Source organism: Enterobacter sp. K16B (assembly GCF_020216105.1).
Lineage (GTDB): Bacteria > Pseudomonadota > Gammaproteobacteria > Enterobacterales > Enterobacteriaceae > Enterobacter > Enterobacter sichuanensis.
This window is the reverse complement of record NZ_JAIWJZ010000004.1, coordinates 1-17,010: the sequence shown is the minus strand read 5'-3', so window position 1 is coordinate 17,010 and position 17,010 is coordinate 1. Positions and strand designations below refer to the sequence as shown.

General features: G+C 55.2%; 16 protein-coding genes and 1 pseudogene. 7 read left to right on the top strand and 10 right to left on the bottom strand.

The annotated features are described in order from the left end of the window. The 3 genes and pseudogenes from LDK53_RS01215 to LDK53_RS01205 form a co-directional block, all read right to left on the bottom strand. Window positions 1-333: pseudogene (locus tag LDK53_RS01215) on the bottom strand (hydrolase); the annotation flags it as partial. A 337-nt stretch (window positions 334-670) separates the two neighbouring features. Then, window positions 671-1,159 (bottom strand): TIGR00645 family protein, encoded by a 489-nt coding sequence (locus LDK53_RS01210; protein ID WP_014171606.1) that lies wholly within the window; start codon window positions 1,157-1,159, stop codon window positions 671-673. Between the two features lie 81 nt (window positions 1,160-1,240). Further along, the gene (locus LDK53_RS01205) at window positions 1,241-1,744 is read right to left on the bottom strand and encodes an ESA_00282 family adhesion-associated protein (protein WP_025758470.1); all 504 of its coding nucleotides are present in this window, start codon (window positions 1,742-1,744) and stop codon (window positions 1,241-1,243) included. A 103-nt stretch (window positions 1,745-1,847) separates the two neighbouring features. Between LDK53_RS01205 and LDK53_RS01200 the strand changes: the two genes are divergently transcribed. Together LDK53_RS01200 and LDK53_RS01195 are read left to right on the top strand one after the other, a co-directional pair. Continuing rightward, on the top strand, window positions 1,848-2,252 hold the full coding sequence (locus tag LDK53_RS01200) for a hypothetical protein (protein WP_025758471.1): 405 nt from the start codon (window positions 1,848-1,850) through the stop codon (window positions 2,250-2,252). A gap of 1 nt (window position 2,253) precedes the next feature. Next, window positions 2,254-2,700, top strand: coding sequence for a hypothetical protein (locus tag LDK53_RS01195; protein WP_045285891.1), 447 nt, complete (start codon window positions 2,254-2,256; stop codon window positions 2,698-2,700). On the opposite strand, the gene LDK53_RS01190 is transcribed toward LDK53_RS01195, so the two are convergent. The 3 genes from LDK53_RS01190 to exbB form a co-directional block, all read right to left on the bottom strand. Next, window positions 2,697-4,148, bottom strand: a complete 1,452-nt coding sequence (locus LDK53_RS01190; protein WP_225283431.1) for a methyl-accepting chemotaxis protein — start codon at window positions 4,146-4,148, stop codon at window positions 2,697-2,699. The genes LDK53_RS01195 and LDK53_RS01190 overlap by 4 nt on opposite strands. A 274-nt stretch (window positions 4,149-4,422) precedes the next feature. After that, window positions 4,423-4,848, bottom strand: coding sequence for a TonB system transport protein ExbD (exbD, locus tag LDK53_RS01185; protein WP_025758475.1), 426 nt, complete (start codon window positions 4,846-4,848; stop codon window positions 4,423-4,425). 4 nt (window positions 4,849-4,852) lie between these two features. Beyond that, window positions 4,853-5,584, bottom strand: coding sequence for a tol-pal system-associated acyl-CoA thioesterase (gene exbB / locus LDK53_RS01180; protein WP_225283423.1), 732 nt, complete (start codon window positions 5,582-5,584; stop codon window positions 4,853-4,855). A gap of 251 nt (window positions 5,585-5,835) precedes the next feature. On the opposite strand from exbB, the gene metC reads away from it, so the two are divergent. Both metC and yghB read left to right on the top strand, forming a co-directional pair. Beyond that, window positions 5,836-7,023: a cystathionine beta-lyase gene (gene metC, locus LDK53_RS01175; RefSeq protein WP_225283421.1), complete on the top strand. Its 1,188-nt coding sequence runs from the start codon at window positions 5,836-5,838 to the stop codon at window positions 7,021-7,023. Window positions 7,024-7,166: 143 nt separating this feature from the next. Continuing rightward, on the top strand, window positions 7,167-7,826 hold the full coding sequence (gene yghB, locus LDK53_RS01170) for a DedA family general envelope maintenance protein YghB (RefSeq protein WP_025758479.1): 660 nt from the start codon (window positions 7,167-7,169) through the stop codon (window positions 7,824-7,826). 45 nt (window positions 7,827-7,871) lie between these two features. Here yghB and LDK53_RS01165 read toward each other — a convergent pair whose 3' ends face one another. Continuing rightward, window positions 7,872-8,771, bottom strand: coding sequence for an AraC family transcriptional regulator (locus LDK53_RS01165; protein ID WP_021242116.1), 900 nt, complete (start codon window positions 8,769-8,771; stop codon window positions 7,872-7,874). A 195-nt stretch (window positions 8,772-8,966) separates the two neighbouring features. Between LDK53_RS01165 and yqhD the strand changes: the two genes are divergently transcribed. Both yqhD and dkgA read left to right on the top strand, forming a co-directional pair. Continuing rightward, entirely contained in the window at window positions 8,967-10,130 is a 1,164-nt protein-coding gene (gene yqhD / locus LDK53_RS01160) for an alcohol dehydrogenase (RefSeq protein WP_225283411.1), read from the top strand. Between the two features lie 105 nt (window positions 10,131-10,235). Beyond that, a complete protein-coding gene (dkgA, locus tag LDK53_RS01155; RefSeq protein ID WP_094918794.1) occupies window positions 10,236-11,063 on the top strand; it encodes a 2,5-didehydrogluconate reductase DkgA in 828 nt (275 codons plus the stop codon). Window positions 11,064-11,104: 41 nt separating this feature from the next. Here dkgA and LDK53_RS01150 read toward each other — a convergent pair whose 3' ends face one another. Beyond that, complete coding sequence (locus tag LDK53_RS01150; protein WP_225283408.1) at window positions 11,105-11,506, bottom strand: carboxypeptidase-like regulatory domain-containing protein; 402 nt, start codon at window positions 11,504-11,506, stop codon at window positions 11,105-11,107. A 109-nt stretch (window positions 11,507-11,615) separates the two neighbouring features. Then, window positions 11,616-13,790, bottom strand: a complete 2,175-nt coding sequence (locus LDK53_RS01145) for a YgiQ family radical SAM protein (protein WP_045285898.1) — start codon at window positions 13,788-13,790, stop codon at window positions 11,616-11,618. Window positions 13,791-13,989: 199 nt separating this feature from the next. Between LDK53_RS01145 and LDK53_RS01140 the strand changes: the two genes are divergently transcribed. Next, the gene (locus LDK53_RS01140) at window positions 13,990-15,465 is read left to right on the top strand and encodes a TrkH family potassium uptake protein (RefSeq protein ID WP_047959471.1); all 1,476 of its coding nucleotides are present in this window, start codon (window positions 13,990-13,992) and stop codon (window positions 15,463-15,465) included. A 31-nt stretch (window positions 15,466-15,496) separates the two neighbouring features. On the opposite strand, the gene ftsP is transcribed toward LDK53_RS01140, so the two are convergent. Next, complete coding sequence (ftsP, locus tag LDK53_RS01135) at window positions 15,497-16,909, bottom strand: cell division protein FtsP (protein ID WP_045285900.1); 1,413 nt, start codon at window positions 16,907-16,909, stop codon at window positions 15,497-15,499. Between the last annotated feature and the right edge of the window lie 101 nt (window positions 16,910-17,010).

Below are 17,010 nucleotides of genomic sequence, written 5' to 3'. Positions count from 1 at the left end.
GCGTCCCGTCGCTTTTACCGCCGCCACGAATTCCGGGTTATCCCAGGCATTGATCTCACCATTACGGGCAACATACTTTGCATGCGGCGCATTGGCGTGGATCTCCGGTATAAGCGGTCCGTTAGGCCCTTGTGGGACAGACGCCGTGGTAATCACGGGGATCTTCGCCAGGGTAGCGATTTTAGCCAGCGCTGCCGCACGGGCACGCAGTTCCGGCATTGGCATATCCCCAACAGTCTGGAACAGACCACTCTGGTGGTCGATAAGCAGCATCACCGCATCGTTTCCGTCAAGGACTGGGCGAGTTCCATTAAAATTGGCTGGTGTCGACATGTTCTTTTCCTGTATTACGATCGGATCTGGCCAGTGCGGCCGGAGTTGAAGTAATTAGCTTATATTCAGCGCTAATATCCTGATAGATAGTGAAAGTTCTAAAAATAGAACAATGAGGGTTATGCAGGAACTCAACAATTTTGTCTGGTGTGTGTAAATGGTCGACTACGGTGATTTGCTGCGTGAGAAGAGCCTGGTGGATTGTCTTACAGAAGAGTATGCGAAGAGGCCAGAAGCGTAATGGTTTCCTCTTACCAGGAGAGAACCGCTGTGTTTAAAGTCAACGGTCACTAATCACTTTCCGTTGACTTTAAACATGCAAGGCTGAGGATGTACTTTACTTCTTACTGATCTTATCCAGATACCCCATCACAAACGCCGACAGTACAAACGTCAGATGGATAATCACATACCACATCAGTTTGTTATCCGGGACGTTCTTTGCGTCCATAAACACGCGTAACAGGTGGATAGAGGAGATCGCCACAATCGAGGCGGCCACTTTATTCTTCAACGACGAGGCATCCATTTTGCCCAGCCAGTTCAGTTTTTCTTTTCGCTCATCGATATCCAGCTGAGAGACGAAATTTTCATAGCCGGAGAACATCACCATCACCAGCAGTCCCCCCACCAGCGTCATGTCCACAAGCGACAGCAGAACCAGAATTAAATCTGCTTCGGCGATGGAAAAAATGTTCGGCAGAACATGCAGGATTTCCTGAAAGAACTTAATCGTCAGCGCGATAAGGGCCAGCGAAAGGCCAAAATAGACGGGGGCCAGTATCCAGCGAGAGGCGTACATGGCATTTTCAAAAAAGCGTTCCATAAAGTCCTGTTTGCAAAAGAAACCAGCGCCCAGTATAGCTCAACGGCGCTGACTGTTTGCAATAGCTAACCAGAACGTCACTCAGACGTTGTCGGGGTTAACCTCAGGACGGGCATATTCCGGCCAGACCAGCGCCACCAGCTCCGGGTAGGCTTCCAGACTGAACTCACGAAAACACTGGCGCAAATTTAATACGTCCAGGTCGGAATAAGAGACCTTCTCACCGTTAAGGCAGCGCTTTTTGATATTGTCGTAATATTTATACACGGCTGAATTGAGGTCGCTACAGCGACGTTGGGCCTCAAACAGTCCGGGCGTGTCATTAATTTCCGACATTTTCATACGCTTAATTGTTGCGTGTAAAAAATCGATATATTCATGGTTGACCCGCCAGTACCAGACAGGCGTAACGGAGTTCATCAAAACAGAGAAATGGTCTTCACCTTCCTCTTTTGTCATGCGTTCCGGTTGCGGGGGTTCACTGGTGTCGTTCGACACTTTCGTTTTATTGAACTCCTGCATCAATAAAAGAACACCAGCGGTCAGTAATAGTAATGTGATGACCGTAAAAAAGATGCTGTTCATGGGTTGGCTCCATTTTTTTTGATTTTAAATTTGCCTCATGATATTGTCAACGAATCTCACGCCTTTACCAACCCCACCCTGTTGAAATTAAAGGAAATTAAAAATGCTGCCCGACTATCTCGTCCCGGCTAAGTACCACATTACGCCTGTGGAACAGCAACCGATGGAAGCAGAAAAAGAGGCCAGTTTCACTCAGGGGAAAAGAAAGCTCTCTGATTTCGAGCCTGATATATTAATTGGTGTTTCCGACAGCGGCAAATCCCGTAATATGTTGCTGGAAGAGCACGATCGCCATATAAAAGACCGCTTATTTCGTGCCATGAAAATTGAAGCCTTCGTCCATCTGCTGAATGATCTGCAGGCCGAAGGTGAAATAGATGCCCAAAAATTAAGCCAGATAATGGCCGAGAAAACCAAAGCAATTAATGAAGCGGGCAATGAAATTTGGCTTAATCTAATTACACGCGAAAAAAACAACCCTATTTTTTATACCCTGGGGGAAGATTAACGTGAAAGAAATTAAGAACAATGACGTTTATTTGACTTTAGATGATAAAAAAAGTGATGAATTTATCTTAAAGCAAAATCTCGATGCACTGAGAAAATCAAAAAATGACGAGATGACGCGTATTACGCAAGACCTGGTCTCGATCCCGGCGGCACTGGTTCGACTGAAATGGCAGAACCGGCGCGATATTTATCCGTTACAGGTAAAGGAAGAGATTTACGGTGCAGTGATGAATGCCATTATCGAACAGCGACCGGAGCTCAAAGAGAAGCTTCTGGGACGCCTTGAAGCCAACTATCAGTATCTGCTTGCCAGAGAAATCGCCACCCTGCGCCTGACGCGTAAACTGGCAGACGGCGAGTACCGCACCTCAAACGTGACCTGCGTTGCACTTGATGAGGACGCGCTGGCATCTGGCAGCAGCGCCCCCACCGAACCACCACGCTAATTAAATCTGAATACGGCAATCGCCTCTTTTAACTGACTTGTCTGCTGCCGCTGTGCTTCAGCCACCTGCAGGGTCTGCGCAACGTGGCGCACATTCTCCTGTACGCTGGCATCAATGCTGGCAATGCTGTCGTTCATTTGTGCAATGCTCGCCCGCTGCTGCTCACTCATCTGTGAGAGCTCTTCCAGCAAAGAGCGAAGCCCTTCGATACTCTCAATGATCAACTTCATCGTTAGCCCGGCGTGCTCAACCTGCTCGACCCCGTGCTGAGTGGTCGCCTGCGCCGCCGTCAGCAGCTGGCGGATCTCTTTTGCGGCCTCTTCGCTACGTTGCGCCAGGACGCGCACTTCGGAGGCGACCACCGCGAAACCTTTGCCATGTTCGCCCGCTCTGGCAGCCTCGACCGAGGCGTTAAGCGACAAAATATTGGTCTGGAAGGCAATGCCGTCGATCAGTTCCAGAATGGCGTAAATGCGCTGCGACTCCTCGCGAATCTGCTCCATTGCCGCCATCGCCTGCCGTACGTTATTCCCGCCCTGCTCCGCCACGTGGCTGGTGCTGAATGCCACCTCTCTGACCTGGCTGGCTTTTTCACTGGTCAGGGTGGCGACAGCCCGTAGCTGTTCCATCGCGCTGGCCGCCGTTGCCAGCGAGTTTGCCTGGTGATCGGTACGCTCTGACAGCGCACTGTTACGCTGGCCTAATGTGCGGGAGGCTTCCAGCAGCTGGCCAATATTGACGCTGACCTGCTCAAGCGTGGCGCGCATGGTGCCCAGCGTCAGGCTAAAGGTACGGGCGAAGGGCGACCCGGCGGGCGCGGCATCGACGGCGAGCGTCAGATACCCCGGCTCGCGGTTAATGACCCCGGCGAGTGCGGCCACCTCGCTCGCCGAGCGGGCGTCCTGCTCCATGCGCACCGCCAGCAGGATCAGGATCGCCGTCTGGACTACCACAAACAGGGCGTGAAAAAGCACCATATGAAAACCAGTGTGCATAAACACCACCACGCCATACAGGTCGTGCTCCTGCAAATAGTTAAAGACCAGATGGTGTATGGCGATGACCGCAGCCCCCATCAACAGCGGTCGCCAGTCGCGCCAGGCAAGCAGCGCGGAGAGGAGGACAAAAACAGAGAAGTGATATTCGGTTTCCCCGTGCCCCAGATGGATCAGCAGCGCGGAAAAGGCCATCAGCACAAACGCCGAGCTCAGACGAAGCAGCAGCGCACCGGGAAACAGCAGGGTTAGCACCGACGATAAACACGCCAGCGCAGTCGCCACGATGGCACCCTGCACCACATTCTCATTGAGATAGCCCACGGCCAGTGAGATGCCCCATAGTGACCAGATGAGCACCAGTATTAGCCTGTCGGCGCGGCGGCGTATGGAAGAAAGGGAGATCAGATCGTTTTGATGCGCGTGCGGATAGAGCCATGTCATCGTAGGCATACGGAGTCTCTTGCTGTGCAGGTGAAAAAGATCCTTCGAAGAAGGTCTGTTTTTATTATCTTTTTTAAGCGTAGCGGGGATATTGCGCGACGCCAGTACAACAAAAGATAGCGTTAAATGACGCAGCCGAATATTGATATTTGCTTAACAATCAAGAGATTATTAATGATGGCTTTATTGATAAATAAATATGATGTGTGGGGAAATACGGCAGAAAATAATAACGATTTGGCCTTAGATAAAACAAAAAAGCCGGCTTTCGCCAGCTTTTATTTTATTTTTTAGCCGCTTTTTCTTCGCCGACCAGTCCAATCTTCAGGTAACCCGCCTGATGCAGCGTGTCCATTACCTTCATCATGGTTTCATAATCAACGGTTTTATCCGCCCTGAAGAAGACCGTGGTATCTTTCTTACCGCCGGTAAGCTGCTCCAACGCCGGGATGACAGAGTCAGTCGTCACCGGGTCGTTACCGAGGAACATCGATTTATCCGCTTTCACGGACAGATAAACAGGCTTCTCCGGACGCGGCTGTGGCTGGCTGGAAGAGGCCGGCAGATTGACCTTCACGTCAACCGTCGCCAGCGGCGCAGCCACCATGAAGATAATCAGCAGAACCAGCATAACGTCGATAAACGGCGTCACGTTGATTTCATGCATTTCGCCGTTATCGTCCAGGTTTTCGTTTAGACGCATCGCCATCGCATTAACCTACGCGCAGTTTGGACGCCGCATGCACCGGCTTAACCGAGCTGGCATTGAGGTCGAGATCGCGGCTCTGCAGCAGCAGAATCTGCGCGGCAACATCACCAAGCGTGGCTTTGTAGCTGCCAATCATCCGCGCGAAGATGTTGTAGATAACCACCGCCGGGATGGCCGCTACCAGACCGATAGCCGTCGCCAGCAGCGCTTCCGCGATACCCGGTGCCACCACCGCCAGGTTGGTGGTTTGGGTCTGGGCGATACCGATGAAGCTGTTCATGATGCCCCAGACCGTACCGAAAAGACCGATGAACGGCGAAATTGCGCCGATCGTCGCCAGATACCCGTTACCACGTCCCATATGTCGGCCAACGGCCGCAACGCGACGCTCAAGACGGAAGCCGGTACGCTCTTTGATGCCTTCGTTATCTTCACTGCCAGCGGAGAGTTCCAGCTCGTTTTGCGCTTCGTTAACTAACAGGGTGGTCAGGCTTTTGGCGTGGAAGGATGAGGTCATGTCAGAAGCCTGATCCAGCGAGCGGGCTTCGGCTAACTGCAGCTGCTCCCGCTTAAGGCGACGCTTCTGAGAAATGAGTTCGGCGCTCTTGCTAAAGAAGATAGCCCACGTGATCACGGACGCCAGAATCAGGCCGATCATCACAATCTTAACCACGATGTCAGCATGTTGATACATGCCCCAAACGGAGAGATCCGTCTGCATCAAATTATTACCCACTCTGTATCTCCAGGACGCAAATCACAAAATCTGAGCATAATAATATCAAAACGTCGTCGAATTGATAGTCGTTCTCATTACTATTTACATAGTGCCGCAATTTTTGCTCACTTTCTTTGCGCTTACGCAGTAAAAATTTCTTATGCGGTTTTTTGCTAATATTTTCTGCTTATTCGATAAGCCTCAGGGTGCAGATTTTTACAATCGTGGTAGTCTGGACGTCCAGACGTATAAAAACAGGGTTAGCGAACATGAGTAAGAAGCATCTTGATACCACGCTGGTACAGGCAGGACGCAGCAAGAAATATACCCAGGGCTCGGTCAATAGCGTGATTCAACGCGCCTCCTCGCTGGTGTTTGATACCGTGGAGGAGAAAAAAAACGCCACGCGTAACCGCGCGAAAGGCGGGCTGTTTTATGGCCGTCGTGGCACGCTAACCCATTTTTCTCTGCAGGAAGCGATGTGCGAGCTGGAAGGCGGTGCGGGCTGCGCGCTGTTCCCGTGCGGCGCCGCGGCGGTCGCTAATACCATTCTGGCGTTTGTGGAACAGGGCGACCATATCCTGATGACCAACACCGCCTATGAACCCAGCCAGGACTTCTGCACCAAAATCCTCAGCAAGCTCGGCGTCACCACCGGCTGGTTCGATCCGCTGATTGGTGAAGGCATTGCCGAGCTTATTCAGCCAAACACGCGCATTGTGTTTCTGGAATCGCCAGGATCGCTCACCATGGAAGTACACGACGTGCCGGCCATTGTGAAAGCCGTGCGCAGTAAAGCGCCAGAGGCGATTATCATGATCGACAACACCTGGGCGGCTGGTGTGCTGTTTAAGGCGCTGGAATTCGACATTGATATCTCGATTCAGGCGGCAACCAAGTACCTGATTGGCCACTCTGATGGCATGATTGGCACGGCGGTCTCTAACGCCCGCTGCTGGGATCAGCTGCGTGAAAATGCCTACCTGATGGGGCAGATGGTGGATGCCGACACGGCCTATATGACCAGCCGCGGTATTCGCACGCTGGGGGTTCGTCTGCGCCAGCACCATGAAAGCAGCCTGAAAGTGGCCGAATGGCTGGCACAGCACCCGCAGGTTGAGCGTGTTAATCATCCGGCGCTACCGGGCAGTAAGGGTCATGAATTCTGGCAACGTGACTTTACGGGCAGCAGCGGTTTGTTCTCGTTCGTTCTGAAAAAACGCCTGACCCATGACGAGCTGGCAAACTATCTGGATAACTTTACCCTCTTCAGCATGGCCTACTCCTGGGGCGGATTTGAGTCCCTGATCCTGCCTAACCAGCCGGAACAGATTGCGGCGCTGCGTCCCGGCGGCGAAGTGGACTTCAGCGGTACCCTGATCCGACTGCACATCGGTTTAGAAAATGTGGACGATTTAATTGCCGATTTAGCAGCAGGGTTCGAGCGTATCGTGTAAAGTGCTGGCTGAAAATGTACTCCCTGGACGCTTTTGTGGACACTGCAACCAGAAAAGTCTGCATGAGATGCGCCCGCGATCAAACCCGACGGGCGAATAAGGGAGTACAATAGCGTTATATCTGCTGTTCCACAGGAAAGTCCATGGCTGTTATTCAAGATATTATCGCGGCGCTCTGGCAACACGACTTTGCCGCGCTGGCGGATCCTCACGTCGTCGGTATCGTCTATTTCGTGATGTTCGCAACGCTGTTCCTGGAAAATGGACTACTGCCAGCCTCATTTTTACCCGGTGACAGCCTGCTTTTACTTGCCGGGGCGTTAATCGGCAAAGGCGTTATGGACTTCACGCCAACCATGGTCATCCTCACCTCCGCCGCGAGCCTGGGCTGCTGGCTGAGCTATCTGCAGGGCCGCTGGCTGGGGAATACACGCGTCGTTAAAAGCTGGCTGGCGCAGTTACCGCATAAATATCATCAGCGTGCCACCTGCATGTTCGATCGGCACGGCCTGCTGGCGTTGCTGGCCGGGCGTTTCCTGGCGTTTGTTCGCACCCTTCTGCCTACCATGGCGGGCATTTCCGGTCTGTCGAACCGCCGCTTCCAGTTCTTCAACTGGCTGAGCGCGCTTTTGTGGGTCGGCGTGGTCACTACGCTCGGCTACGCGCTGAATATGATCCCGTTTGTGAAACACCATGAAGACCAGGTGATGACCTTCCTGATGGTGCTGCCGATGTTCCTGCTGGTGGCGGGACTGGTAGGGACCATCGCGGTGGTGATTAAGAAGAAGTACTGCAGCGCCTGATCCCCTCACCCTGACCCTCTCCCCATAGGGGAGAGGGAAAAAAGCCTAAGCTCCCTGCATGGTTCTTATACGTGACGCATCTTCTCCCGGCGTGACGCCGAAGTAGCGTTTAAATTCCCGACTGAACTGTGACGCGCTTTCATAGCCTACCCGCATTGCCGCCGCGCTGGCCTTCATGCCATCGTGGATCATCAGCATCCGCGCCTTATGCAGCCGGTAGGTTTTGAGGTACTGCAGCGGCGAGGTGCTGGTCACCGACTTAAAGTTGTGGTGAAACGCCGAGACGCTCATGTTCGCCTCCGCGGCGAGCTGGTCAACACTCAGGTTTTCGGTGTACTGACTCTCAATACGCTTGAGCACGCGGCTTATCAGACTGAAGTGGGTCTGTCGGCTCACCAGGGCGAGCAACGCCCCACCGCCGGGTCCCAGCAGTACGTGGTAAAGAATTTCGCGGATGATCTGTTTGCCGAGAATGCGCGCATCCAGCGGCCTCTCCATCACGTCCAGCAGACGCTCAATGGCGCAGAGGATCTCTTCCGATAACGTCGCAGAGTTAATCCCGCTCGACGCCATTGACGGCTGGAAGAGTTCGTCTTCGCCAATCTCCATCAGCAACTCCTGCAGCTGAAGGATATCGACATTGACGCGGATCCCCGCCAGCGGAACCGCCTCTGTCGCGAAGGTTTCACATTCAAAGGGTAAAGGTACCGTCAGCAGCAGATATTCATTGGTGTCGTAACGGAAGACGCGCTCGTTGATATAGCCAATTTTATGGCCAGAAAAGAGAAAAACGATGCCCGGCTGGTACATCACCGGCGTACGCGTCCCGGGCTGGGTGCCATAAAGCAGGCGAATATCCGGCAGCAGTTCGCTGGCGCGGTTTTCATTATCTATCAATCTCTTAATCTGCGCAGTGAGCTGCTGACAGATAGCCTCACGGTTCATTTTTCGTTACTCCGGGTACGGTTTCCGACGTTGACAGTGTGCGTCGTTTTCCGCGCTTTCTCCAGCGCTCTGTAGAAATGGGCAAGACATCGGCAGGAATGTGCATTGAGAGGATAGCCGCAGGCGACCACAATGTGCAGCATCAGGTTGCCCTCTGCGCCACCACGATTATTCACCCACTAAAGGGAACGAGCCATGAACAACTTTAATCTTCACACCCCAACCCGCATTCTGTTTGGTAAAGACGCTATCGCCGATCTGCGCGCGCAGATCCCGGCAGACGCCCGCGTCCTCGTCACCTACGGTGGCGGCAGCGTGAAAAAAACCGGCGTGCTGGATCAGGTTTACAGCGCGCTGGACGGTCTGGACGTGCGTGAGTTTGGCGGTATTGAGCCAAACCCCTCTTACGAAACGCTGATGAACGCGGTGAAAATCGCCCGCGACGAGAAGGTCACCTTCCTGCTGGCGGTCGGCGGCGGCTCCGTACTGGACGGCACCAAATTTATCGCCGCGGCAGCCCACTACGCAGACGGCGTTGATCCGTGGCACATCCTGGAGACCCGCGGCAGCGACATTAAAAGCGCGATCCCGATGGGCTCGGTGCTGACTCTGCCGGCTACCGGCTCTGAATCCAACAAGGGCGCGGTGATCTCCCGCAAAACCACTGGCGATAAACAGGCCTTTATGAACGAACACGTTCAGCCAGTGTTCGCTATCCTGGATCCGGTTTACACCTACACCCTGCCTGCGCGTCAGGTGGCGAATGGCGTGGTCGATGCCTTTGTGCATACCGTTGAGCAGTACGTCACCTACCCTGTGAACGCCAAAATTCAGGATCGTTTCGCGGAAGGCATTCTGCTGACGCTGATTGAAGAAGGTCCGAAAGCGCTGAAAGAGCCGGAAAACTACGACGTGCGTGCCAACGTGATGTGGGCTGCAACGCAGGCGCTGAATGGCCTGATCGGGGCTGGCGTGCCGCAGGACTGGGCGACCCACATGCTGGGCCACGAGCTGACGGCGATGCACGGTCTGGATCACGCCCAAACGCTGGCCGTTGTTCTGCCTGCGCTGTGGAACGAAAAGCGGGATACCAAACGTGCCAAACTGCTGCAGTACGCCGAGCGCGTGTGGAACATCACCGAGGGCTCTGACGATGCGCGTATTGATGCGGCAATCGACGCGACCCGCAACTTCTTTGAAGGGCTGGGCGTGCCAACGCGTCTGTCTGGCTACGGTCTGGATGGCAGCTCTATCCCTGCCCTGCTGGCGAAACTGGAAGAACACGGTATGACCCATCTGGGCGAACACGGCGACATTACGCTGGACGTGAGCCGTCGTATCTACGAGGCGGCATGCTAAGCGTTTTTGTCCCTCCGACTTTCGTTTTTTGACATTTCGTCCAGACTTAATGCACACCCCATCGCCGGAGTCCCTCTCCGGCGATGCGCACCTGAAGGAGGAAAAATGGCAAACCAAACCGTAATCAAGCTGCAGGACGGCAACGTGATGCCCCAGTTGGGGCTAGGTGTATGGAAAGCCGGTAACGACGAGGTCGTCTCCGCCATTCATAAGGCCCTGGAAGTCGGCTATCGGTCGATTGATACCGCCGCCGCATATAAAAATGAGGACGGCGTGGGTAAGGCTCTGGCCAGCGCCGGTGTCCCTCGCGATGAGTTATTTATCACCACAAAACTCTGGAACGACGATCAAAAGCGCCCGCGCGAAGCGCTGCAGGAGAGCCTGGAGAAACTCCAGCTTGATTTCGTCGACCTGTATCTGATGCACTGGCCGGTTCCGGCTATCGACCATTACGTTGACGCCTGGAAAGGGATGATTGAACTGCAGAAAGAGGGGCTGGTGAAAAGCATCGGCGTCTGTAACTTCCAGGTACATCACCTGCAGCGACTGATAGACGAAACGGGCGTCGCGCCGGTGATTAACCAGATCGAGCTGCACCCGCTGATGCAGCAGCGCCAGCTTCACGCCTGGAACGCCACGCACAAAATCCAGACCGAATCCTGGAGCCCGCTGGCTCAGGGCGGCGAGGGGGTGTTCGATCAGAAAATTATCCGCGATCTGGCGGATAAATACGGCAAAACCCCGGCGCAGGTTGTCATTCGCTGGCACCTGGACAACGGCCTGGTGGTGATCCCGAAATCGGTCACGCCATCGCGCATCGCCGAGAACTTCGACGTCTGGGATTTCCGCCTGGACAAAGATGAGCTGGGTGAGATTGCGAAGCTGGATAAGGGGAAACGTTTAGGGCCGGATCCGGATCAATTTGGCGGGTAATACCTAAAACGAGCCCGATCTTACACCGGGCTCGTTTTAATCTATAAACCGGACTGACATCTCGCTTCTCCGGGGAGGTCAGGCAAGGTGCAAATAACGTTAAACGCTTTCCCTTCAAGTTCATGTGGTCCGCCGAGACCGCCGCCTGCTTCTGCTTCATATTCCTTTCCGTTGACACTTATCTGGAGCAGAGTGCGATAAATCCAGTCCATCGGACCTATTGGCAGAAAGAAGATCCACTCATGCTGGCTCTGAAAAGCAAAACGACCGTTGTCGTCAGAAAGCGTTTGCTCCCTCTCTAATGTTATTTTAGCGCCCGGGACTGGCTTACCTGCGCTGTCGATAAGACGTCCTTCCACTTCTGGCTGTGTCTGGCGGTGCATTACACAACCGCTTAACGTCAGGCCAATCAGCATCGCTCCCGTTAACTTCATTATTTTCATGTTGGGCCTCCTGCCCTTATGCAGAAAAAAGCCGGGTGGCGTCTGCGCCTTACCCGGCCTACGCCCTGAACTGTAGGCCCGGTAAGCGCAGCGCCACCGGGCAATATGTCTAGCCGCTCTTACGTTTTACGTTCTTCTTCGTTCCCGCCCCACCGTTCGAACGCTGATGCACAATCGGCGTGTGCTTGGTCAGCGCCGGGCGCGTATTGCGGTTCTGGCGACGCGCTTCGCGCATCTCCTCAAGCGTAGGCGCCGGCACCAGGCAGTCGCGGCGCGAGCCGATCAGGTGCTTTTTGCCCATCTCTTCCAGCGCCTGACGGATCAGCGGCCAGTTTTTCGGATCGTGATAACGCAGCAGCGCTTTGTGCAGACGACGCTGTTTATCCCCTTTCGGCACCACCACCTCTTCGCTCTTATAGCCAATCTTACTCAGCGGGTTTTTGCCGGTGTAATACATGGTCGTCGAGTTGGCGAGCGGTGAAGGATAGAAGTTCTGCACCTGATCCAGACGGAAGCGACGCTGCTTCAGCCACAGTGCCAGGTTCACCATGTCCTCATCACGCGTGCCGGGGTGCGCCGAGATGAAGTACGGGATCAGATACTGCTCTTTGCCCGCCTGCTTCGAGTAGGTGTCGAACAGCTCTTTAAAGCGGTCGTAGCTACCCATGCCCGGCTTCATCATCTTCGACAGCGGGCCTTCTTCGGTGTGCTCCGGCGCAATCTTCAGATAACCGCCTACGTGGTGCGTCGCCAGCTCTTTGATGTAGCGCGGATCTTCCACAGCGATATCGTAACGTACACCGGAAGCGATCAGGATCTTCTTGATGCCTTTCAGATCACGCGCGCGGCGGTAGAGGTTGATCGTCGGCTCGTGGTTGGTGTCCATGTGCTGACAGATATCCGGATAGACGCACGACAGGCGGCGGCAGGTCTGCTCCGCGCGTGGCGACTTACAGCGCAGCATATACATGTTGGCGGTTGGGCCGCCAAGGTCGGAAATCACGCCGGTAAAGCCCGGTACGGTGTCGCGAATGGCTTCGATCTCATTGATGATCGAATCTTCAGAGCGGCTCTGAATAATACGTCCTTCGTGCTCGGTAATGGAGCAGAAGGAGCACCCGCCGAAGCAGCCGCGCATGATGTTGATTGAGAAGCGGATCATCTCATACGCCGGGATACGGGCGTTGCCGTACGCCGGGTGCGGCACGCGCTTGTAAGGCAGCGCGAAGACGCTGTCCATCTCTTCCGTGGAGAGCGGGATCGCCGGTGGGTTGATCCAGATAAAGCGCTCGCCGTGTTTCTGCATCAGGGCGCGGGCACAGCCCGGGTTGGTTTCATGGTGCAGAATACGGGACGCGTGCGCGTAGAGCACCTTGTCGGCTTTCACCTTCTCGTAAGACGGCAGCAGCACATAGGTTTTTTCCCACGGTTTCGGGCGCGGCGGCTGCACGACGATCGCCTTTGCCTCCGCCTTCTTTGGCTCTACCGGCTTGTTATCGGCACACGGCAGATCTTCACCATAGGGGTGGGGGATCGGGTCGATTTTGCCCGGCATATCGATGATGCGGGAATCCACCCCGCTCCAGCCCGGCAGCGCCTCTTTCACCATGATAGCGGTATTGCGAACATCCCGGATGCTGCTCACCGGCTCGCCCTGCGACAGACGGTGCGCCACTTCCACCAGCGGACGCTCACCGTTACCGTAAATCAGCATGTCGGCTTTGGAATCCACCAGCACCGAACGGCGCACGGTATCTGACCAGTAGTCGTAGTGTGCGGTGCGGCGCAGGCTCGCCTCGATGCCGCCCAGGATCACCGGCACGTCTTTCCAGGCTTCTTTGCAGCGCTGGGTGTAGACCAGCGTGGCACGGTCTGGACGTTTACCCGCTACGTTATCCGGGGTGTAGGCATCGTCATGACGCAGCTTACGGTCGGCGGTATAGCGGTTAATCATTGAGTCCATGTTGCCTGCGGTCACGCCGAAGAACAGGTTGGGTTTACCCAGACGCATAAAGTCGTCTTTGCTGTTCCAGTCAGGCTGGGAGATGATCCCCACGCGGAAGCCCTGCGCTTCAAGCATACGGCCGCAGATGGCCATGCCGAAGCTCGGGTGGTCAACGTAGGCATCGCCCGTGACCAGAATGATATCGCAGCTGTCCCAGCCCAGTTGGTCCATCTCTTCCCGGGACATCGGCAGGAACGGCGCCGGTCCAAAGCAGGCCGCCCAGTACTGAGGCCAGGAGAAGAGGTCACGATCCGGCTGGATCAGGGAAATTGCGCTCATAATGCTTCCGAAGAAAAAATAGACAAAAGGAGCCGGATTATACGCTGTTCATCCGCCAGATTTGAAGAAAAGGATGCAGCAAGCAGGCAGATATTCACAGATGTCGTTAAAATACGCCGCCCTGATAATTTTGAATCATAATATTCACTATATTTTCCGGTGATTTGCCCAGGAATGCGTGTTTGCGCGGAGCTCACCTGTGAAGCCCAACGATTCGTTACATGTCTCCCAGCTGCGGGTGGTCCTTCACCTCTGTGGTTTTCTGGTGCTGTTGTACAGCCTCTCCATGCTGCCGCCGATGGTGATCGCTCTGCTGAACAAAGAGCGAACCTACTTTGCATTTTTGACCACCTTTTTGACCTTTTTCAGCCTCGGTGGGATGGCCTGGCGGGCCACCCGTCACGCCGGTATACAGCTGCGTACCCGCGACGGTTTTGTCATTATCGTCCTGTTCTGGCTGCTGTTCTCATTCATTAGCGCCATGCCGTTATGGATGGATGACGGCCTGCAGCTCTCCTTTGCTGACGCGCTCTTTGAAGGGGTTTCCGGGATCACAACCACGGGCGCTACGGTCATCGGGGACGTTAGCGCCCTGCCTAAGTCCTACCTTTATTACCGCGCACAGCTCAATTTCATAGGCGGGTTAGGCGTTATTGTGCTGGCCGTCGCGGTTCTGCCGCTGCTGGGCATCGGTGGCATGAAGCTGTACCAGTCAGAAATGCCGGGGCCGTTTAAAGAGGAACGCCTGACGCCCCGGCTCGCCGATACCGCACGCACGCTGTGGGTAACATACTTAGCGCTGGGGGTGGCCTGTACCCTGGCCTACTGGCTGGCGGGAATGTCCTTTTTTGACGCAGTCTGTCACGGGCTTTCAACCGTATCGCTGGGGGGATTTTCAACCCGCAGCGAAAGCATCGGTTTTTATGACAGTCACGCTATTGAGCTGGTCGCCGGTGCGTTTTCCTTGCTCTCCGCCTTCAACTTCACGCTCTGGTATGTTGCCATTGCCAGACGCACGCTAAAGCCGATTCGTCGCAGCCCGGAGGTCAAATTCTTTCTGAGCGCCGCCGGGGTGATTATTCTTATCACCGCCTGGCAGGTCTGGCATGCCGGGATGTATGACGCCACGGATAGCCTGGTGCACGCCTTCTTCCTTGCCAGTTCGATGATGACCGATAACGGCCTTTCAACAGCGGATTATGCCCACTGGCCTGCGCACACCATTTTCCTGCTGTTGAGCGCCAGCTTTTTTGGCGGCTGCGTAGGCTCGACCTGCGGCGGGATCAAGGCCCTGCGTTTTCTGATTATGTTCAAACAGAGCATTCAGGAGATGAATCAGCTGGCGCATCCGCGGGCGCTGCTGAGCATCAAGGTTGGCAACAGCGTAGTGAATGAGCGCGTCCTGAGATCGGTATGGAGCTTCTTCTTTCTCTACGTGATGATCACGGGCTTTTTCGTCTGGGCGCTCAATCTGATGGGCTACGACCTGTTTACGTCATTCGCGACGGTTGCCGCCTGTATCAACAACATGGGGCTGGGCTTTGGCGAAACAGCCTCAACCTTTGGGACGTTAACAGAAGGGGCTAAGCTGTTGATGTGTGCGGCGATGATCTTAGGGCGTCTGGAAATTTACCCGGTGCTGATTCTGTTTTCGCGCTTTTTCTGGCGGGCTTAAAACATTCCCGGCGAACCGGGAATGTCGGAGGTTATGGCGCAGGATTGATCAGCATTTGCCCCACGGAGCCCCTGTCCATCATCTCCAGCGTCTGGCTGTGGAACAGGAACGGGAAGTGCGGCCACGAAGGCTGACCATAGTAGACGAGCAGTTCAACCTGACCATCCACCCAGACGGTATCTTTCCAGCCGCGGTCTTCCGGGAACGGCATCGCACCGTTCACGTTGCGGATCAGGAATGACACGCCTTCAATATGGAATGACTGCGGCATGTCCGAGCGAACAATCCAGCGCTCCCAGGTGCCCTGCTGCGCGGTAATGTCGATACGGTTGACGTCCCACAGCGCGCCGTTGATGCCCGGATCGTCGCCCAGGCTGATATCACGGCTGCGCACCGGCGAGCCGCTCATGATCTCCTGCGGCAGCAGGCGCATGGGCAGGCTGTCGGTCACCAGCGGCAGCAGGCCGGTTGGGCGCAGGGTCAGCACCAGGGTGGAAACCAGAATACTCGACGGCTCAAAGAACCCGCGAATACGGTCCACAATGCTCGCCGCTTCGCCGCAGGTGACAGAAACTTCATCCCCGTTGGTCATATCAATGAGGATTTCGCGGCGCTCACCCGGCGAGAGGGCCAGCTGTTTAACGGACACCGGTGCCGGTAAAAAGCCCTGATCGCCGGAGATGACGTGCAGCGGACGGCCATCGCTCATCTGGAGCTGATAGCGGCGCGAGTTAGAGGCGTTGAGCAGACGCAGGCGTACCCAGCCGCGCGAGACTTCTACGTAAGGGCTTTGTGCGCCGTTAACCAGCAGCGTATCGCCCACAAAGCCACCGCTGCCCGGCTCGCTGTATTCCGGCGTACCGAAGTTATCCAGACGTTTGTCCTGGATAATAATCGGGAAGTCGTCCACACCGTAGTGGTTCGGGATGGGCAGAGATTTACTGACCTCATCTTCCACCAGCCACATACCGGCCAGGCCGTTATAGACCTGCTGCGCCGTACGGTTAGGGGTGTTGGCGTGGTACCACAGGGTGGCCGCGCTCTGACGGATCGGCAGCACCGGCGCCCAGTCGGCGTTAGGCGACATCATGCGCGCCGCGCCGCCAATCAACGGACCCGGAACCTGTAGACCGCTGATGGTCATGGCGACATTTTCAGACGTACGGTTGCTGTAGATGAGCTTAACGTCATCGCCATTCCATACGCGGATGGTCGGCCCAAGGTAACGTCCGTTAATGCCCCAGACCGGCGCGCGGGTTCCCTGGGTAAAGGACCAGTGGCTGCGCTGCAGCGTCAGGAAAAGCGGCTGACCGCGACGGGATTCAATCAACGGCGGAATGGGCAGCGGCTGCTGCTGCCCGGCGGCGCTGGCTGTCAGCGGCATCGCACCCGCACAAAGGGCGATCCCCGAAGCCTGAATAAACTGACGCCGACTGAGTGACATATAAGCTCCATCTGAAACGACTAACAACGCGGGAATTCGTTTTCCCTTCAACGCCGGGTTAAATCTTACCGGCGGCTTCTCTCTCTGCGACTTCTTTGTCG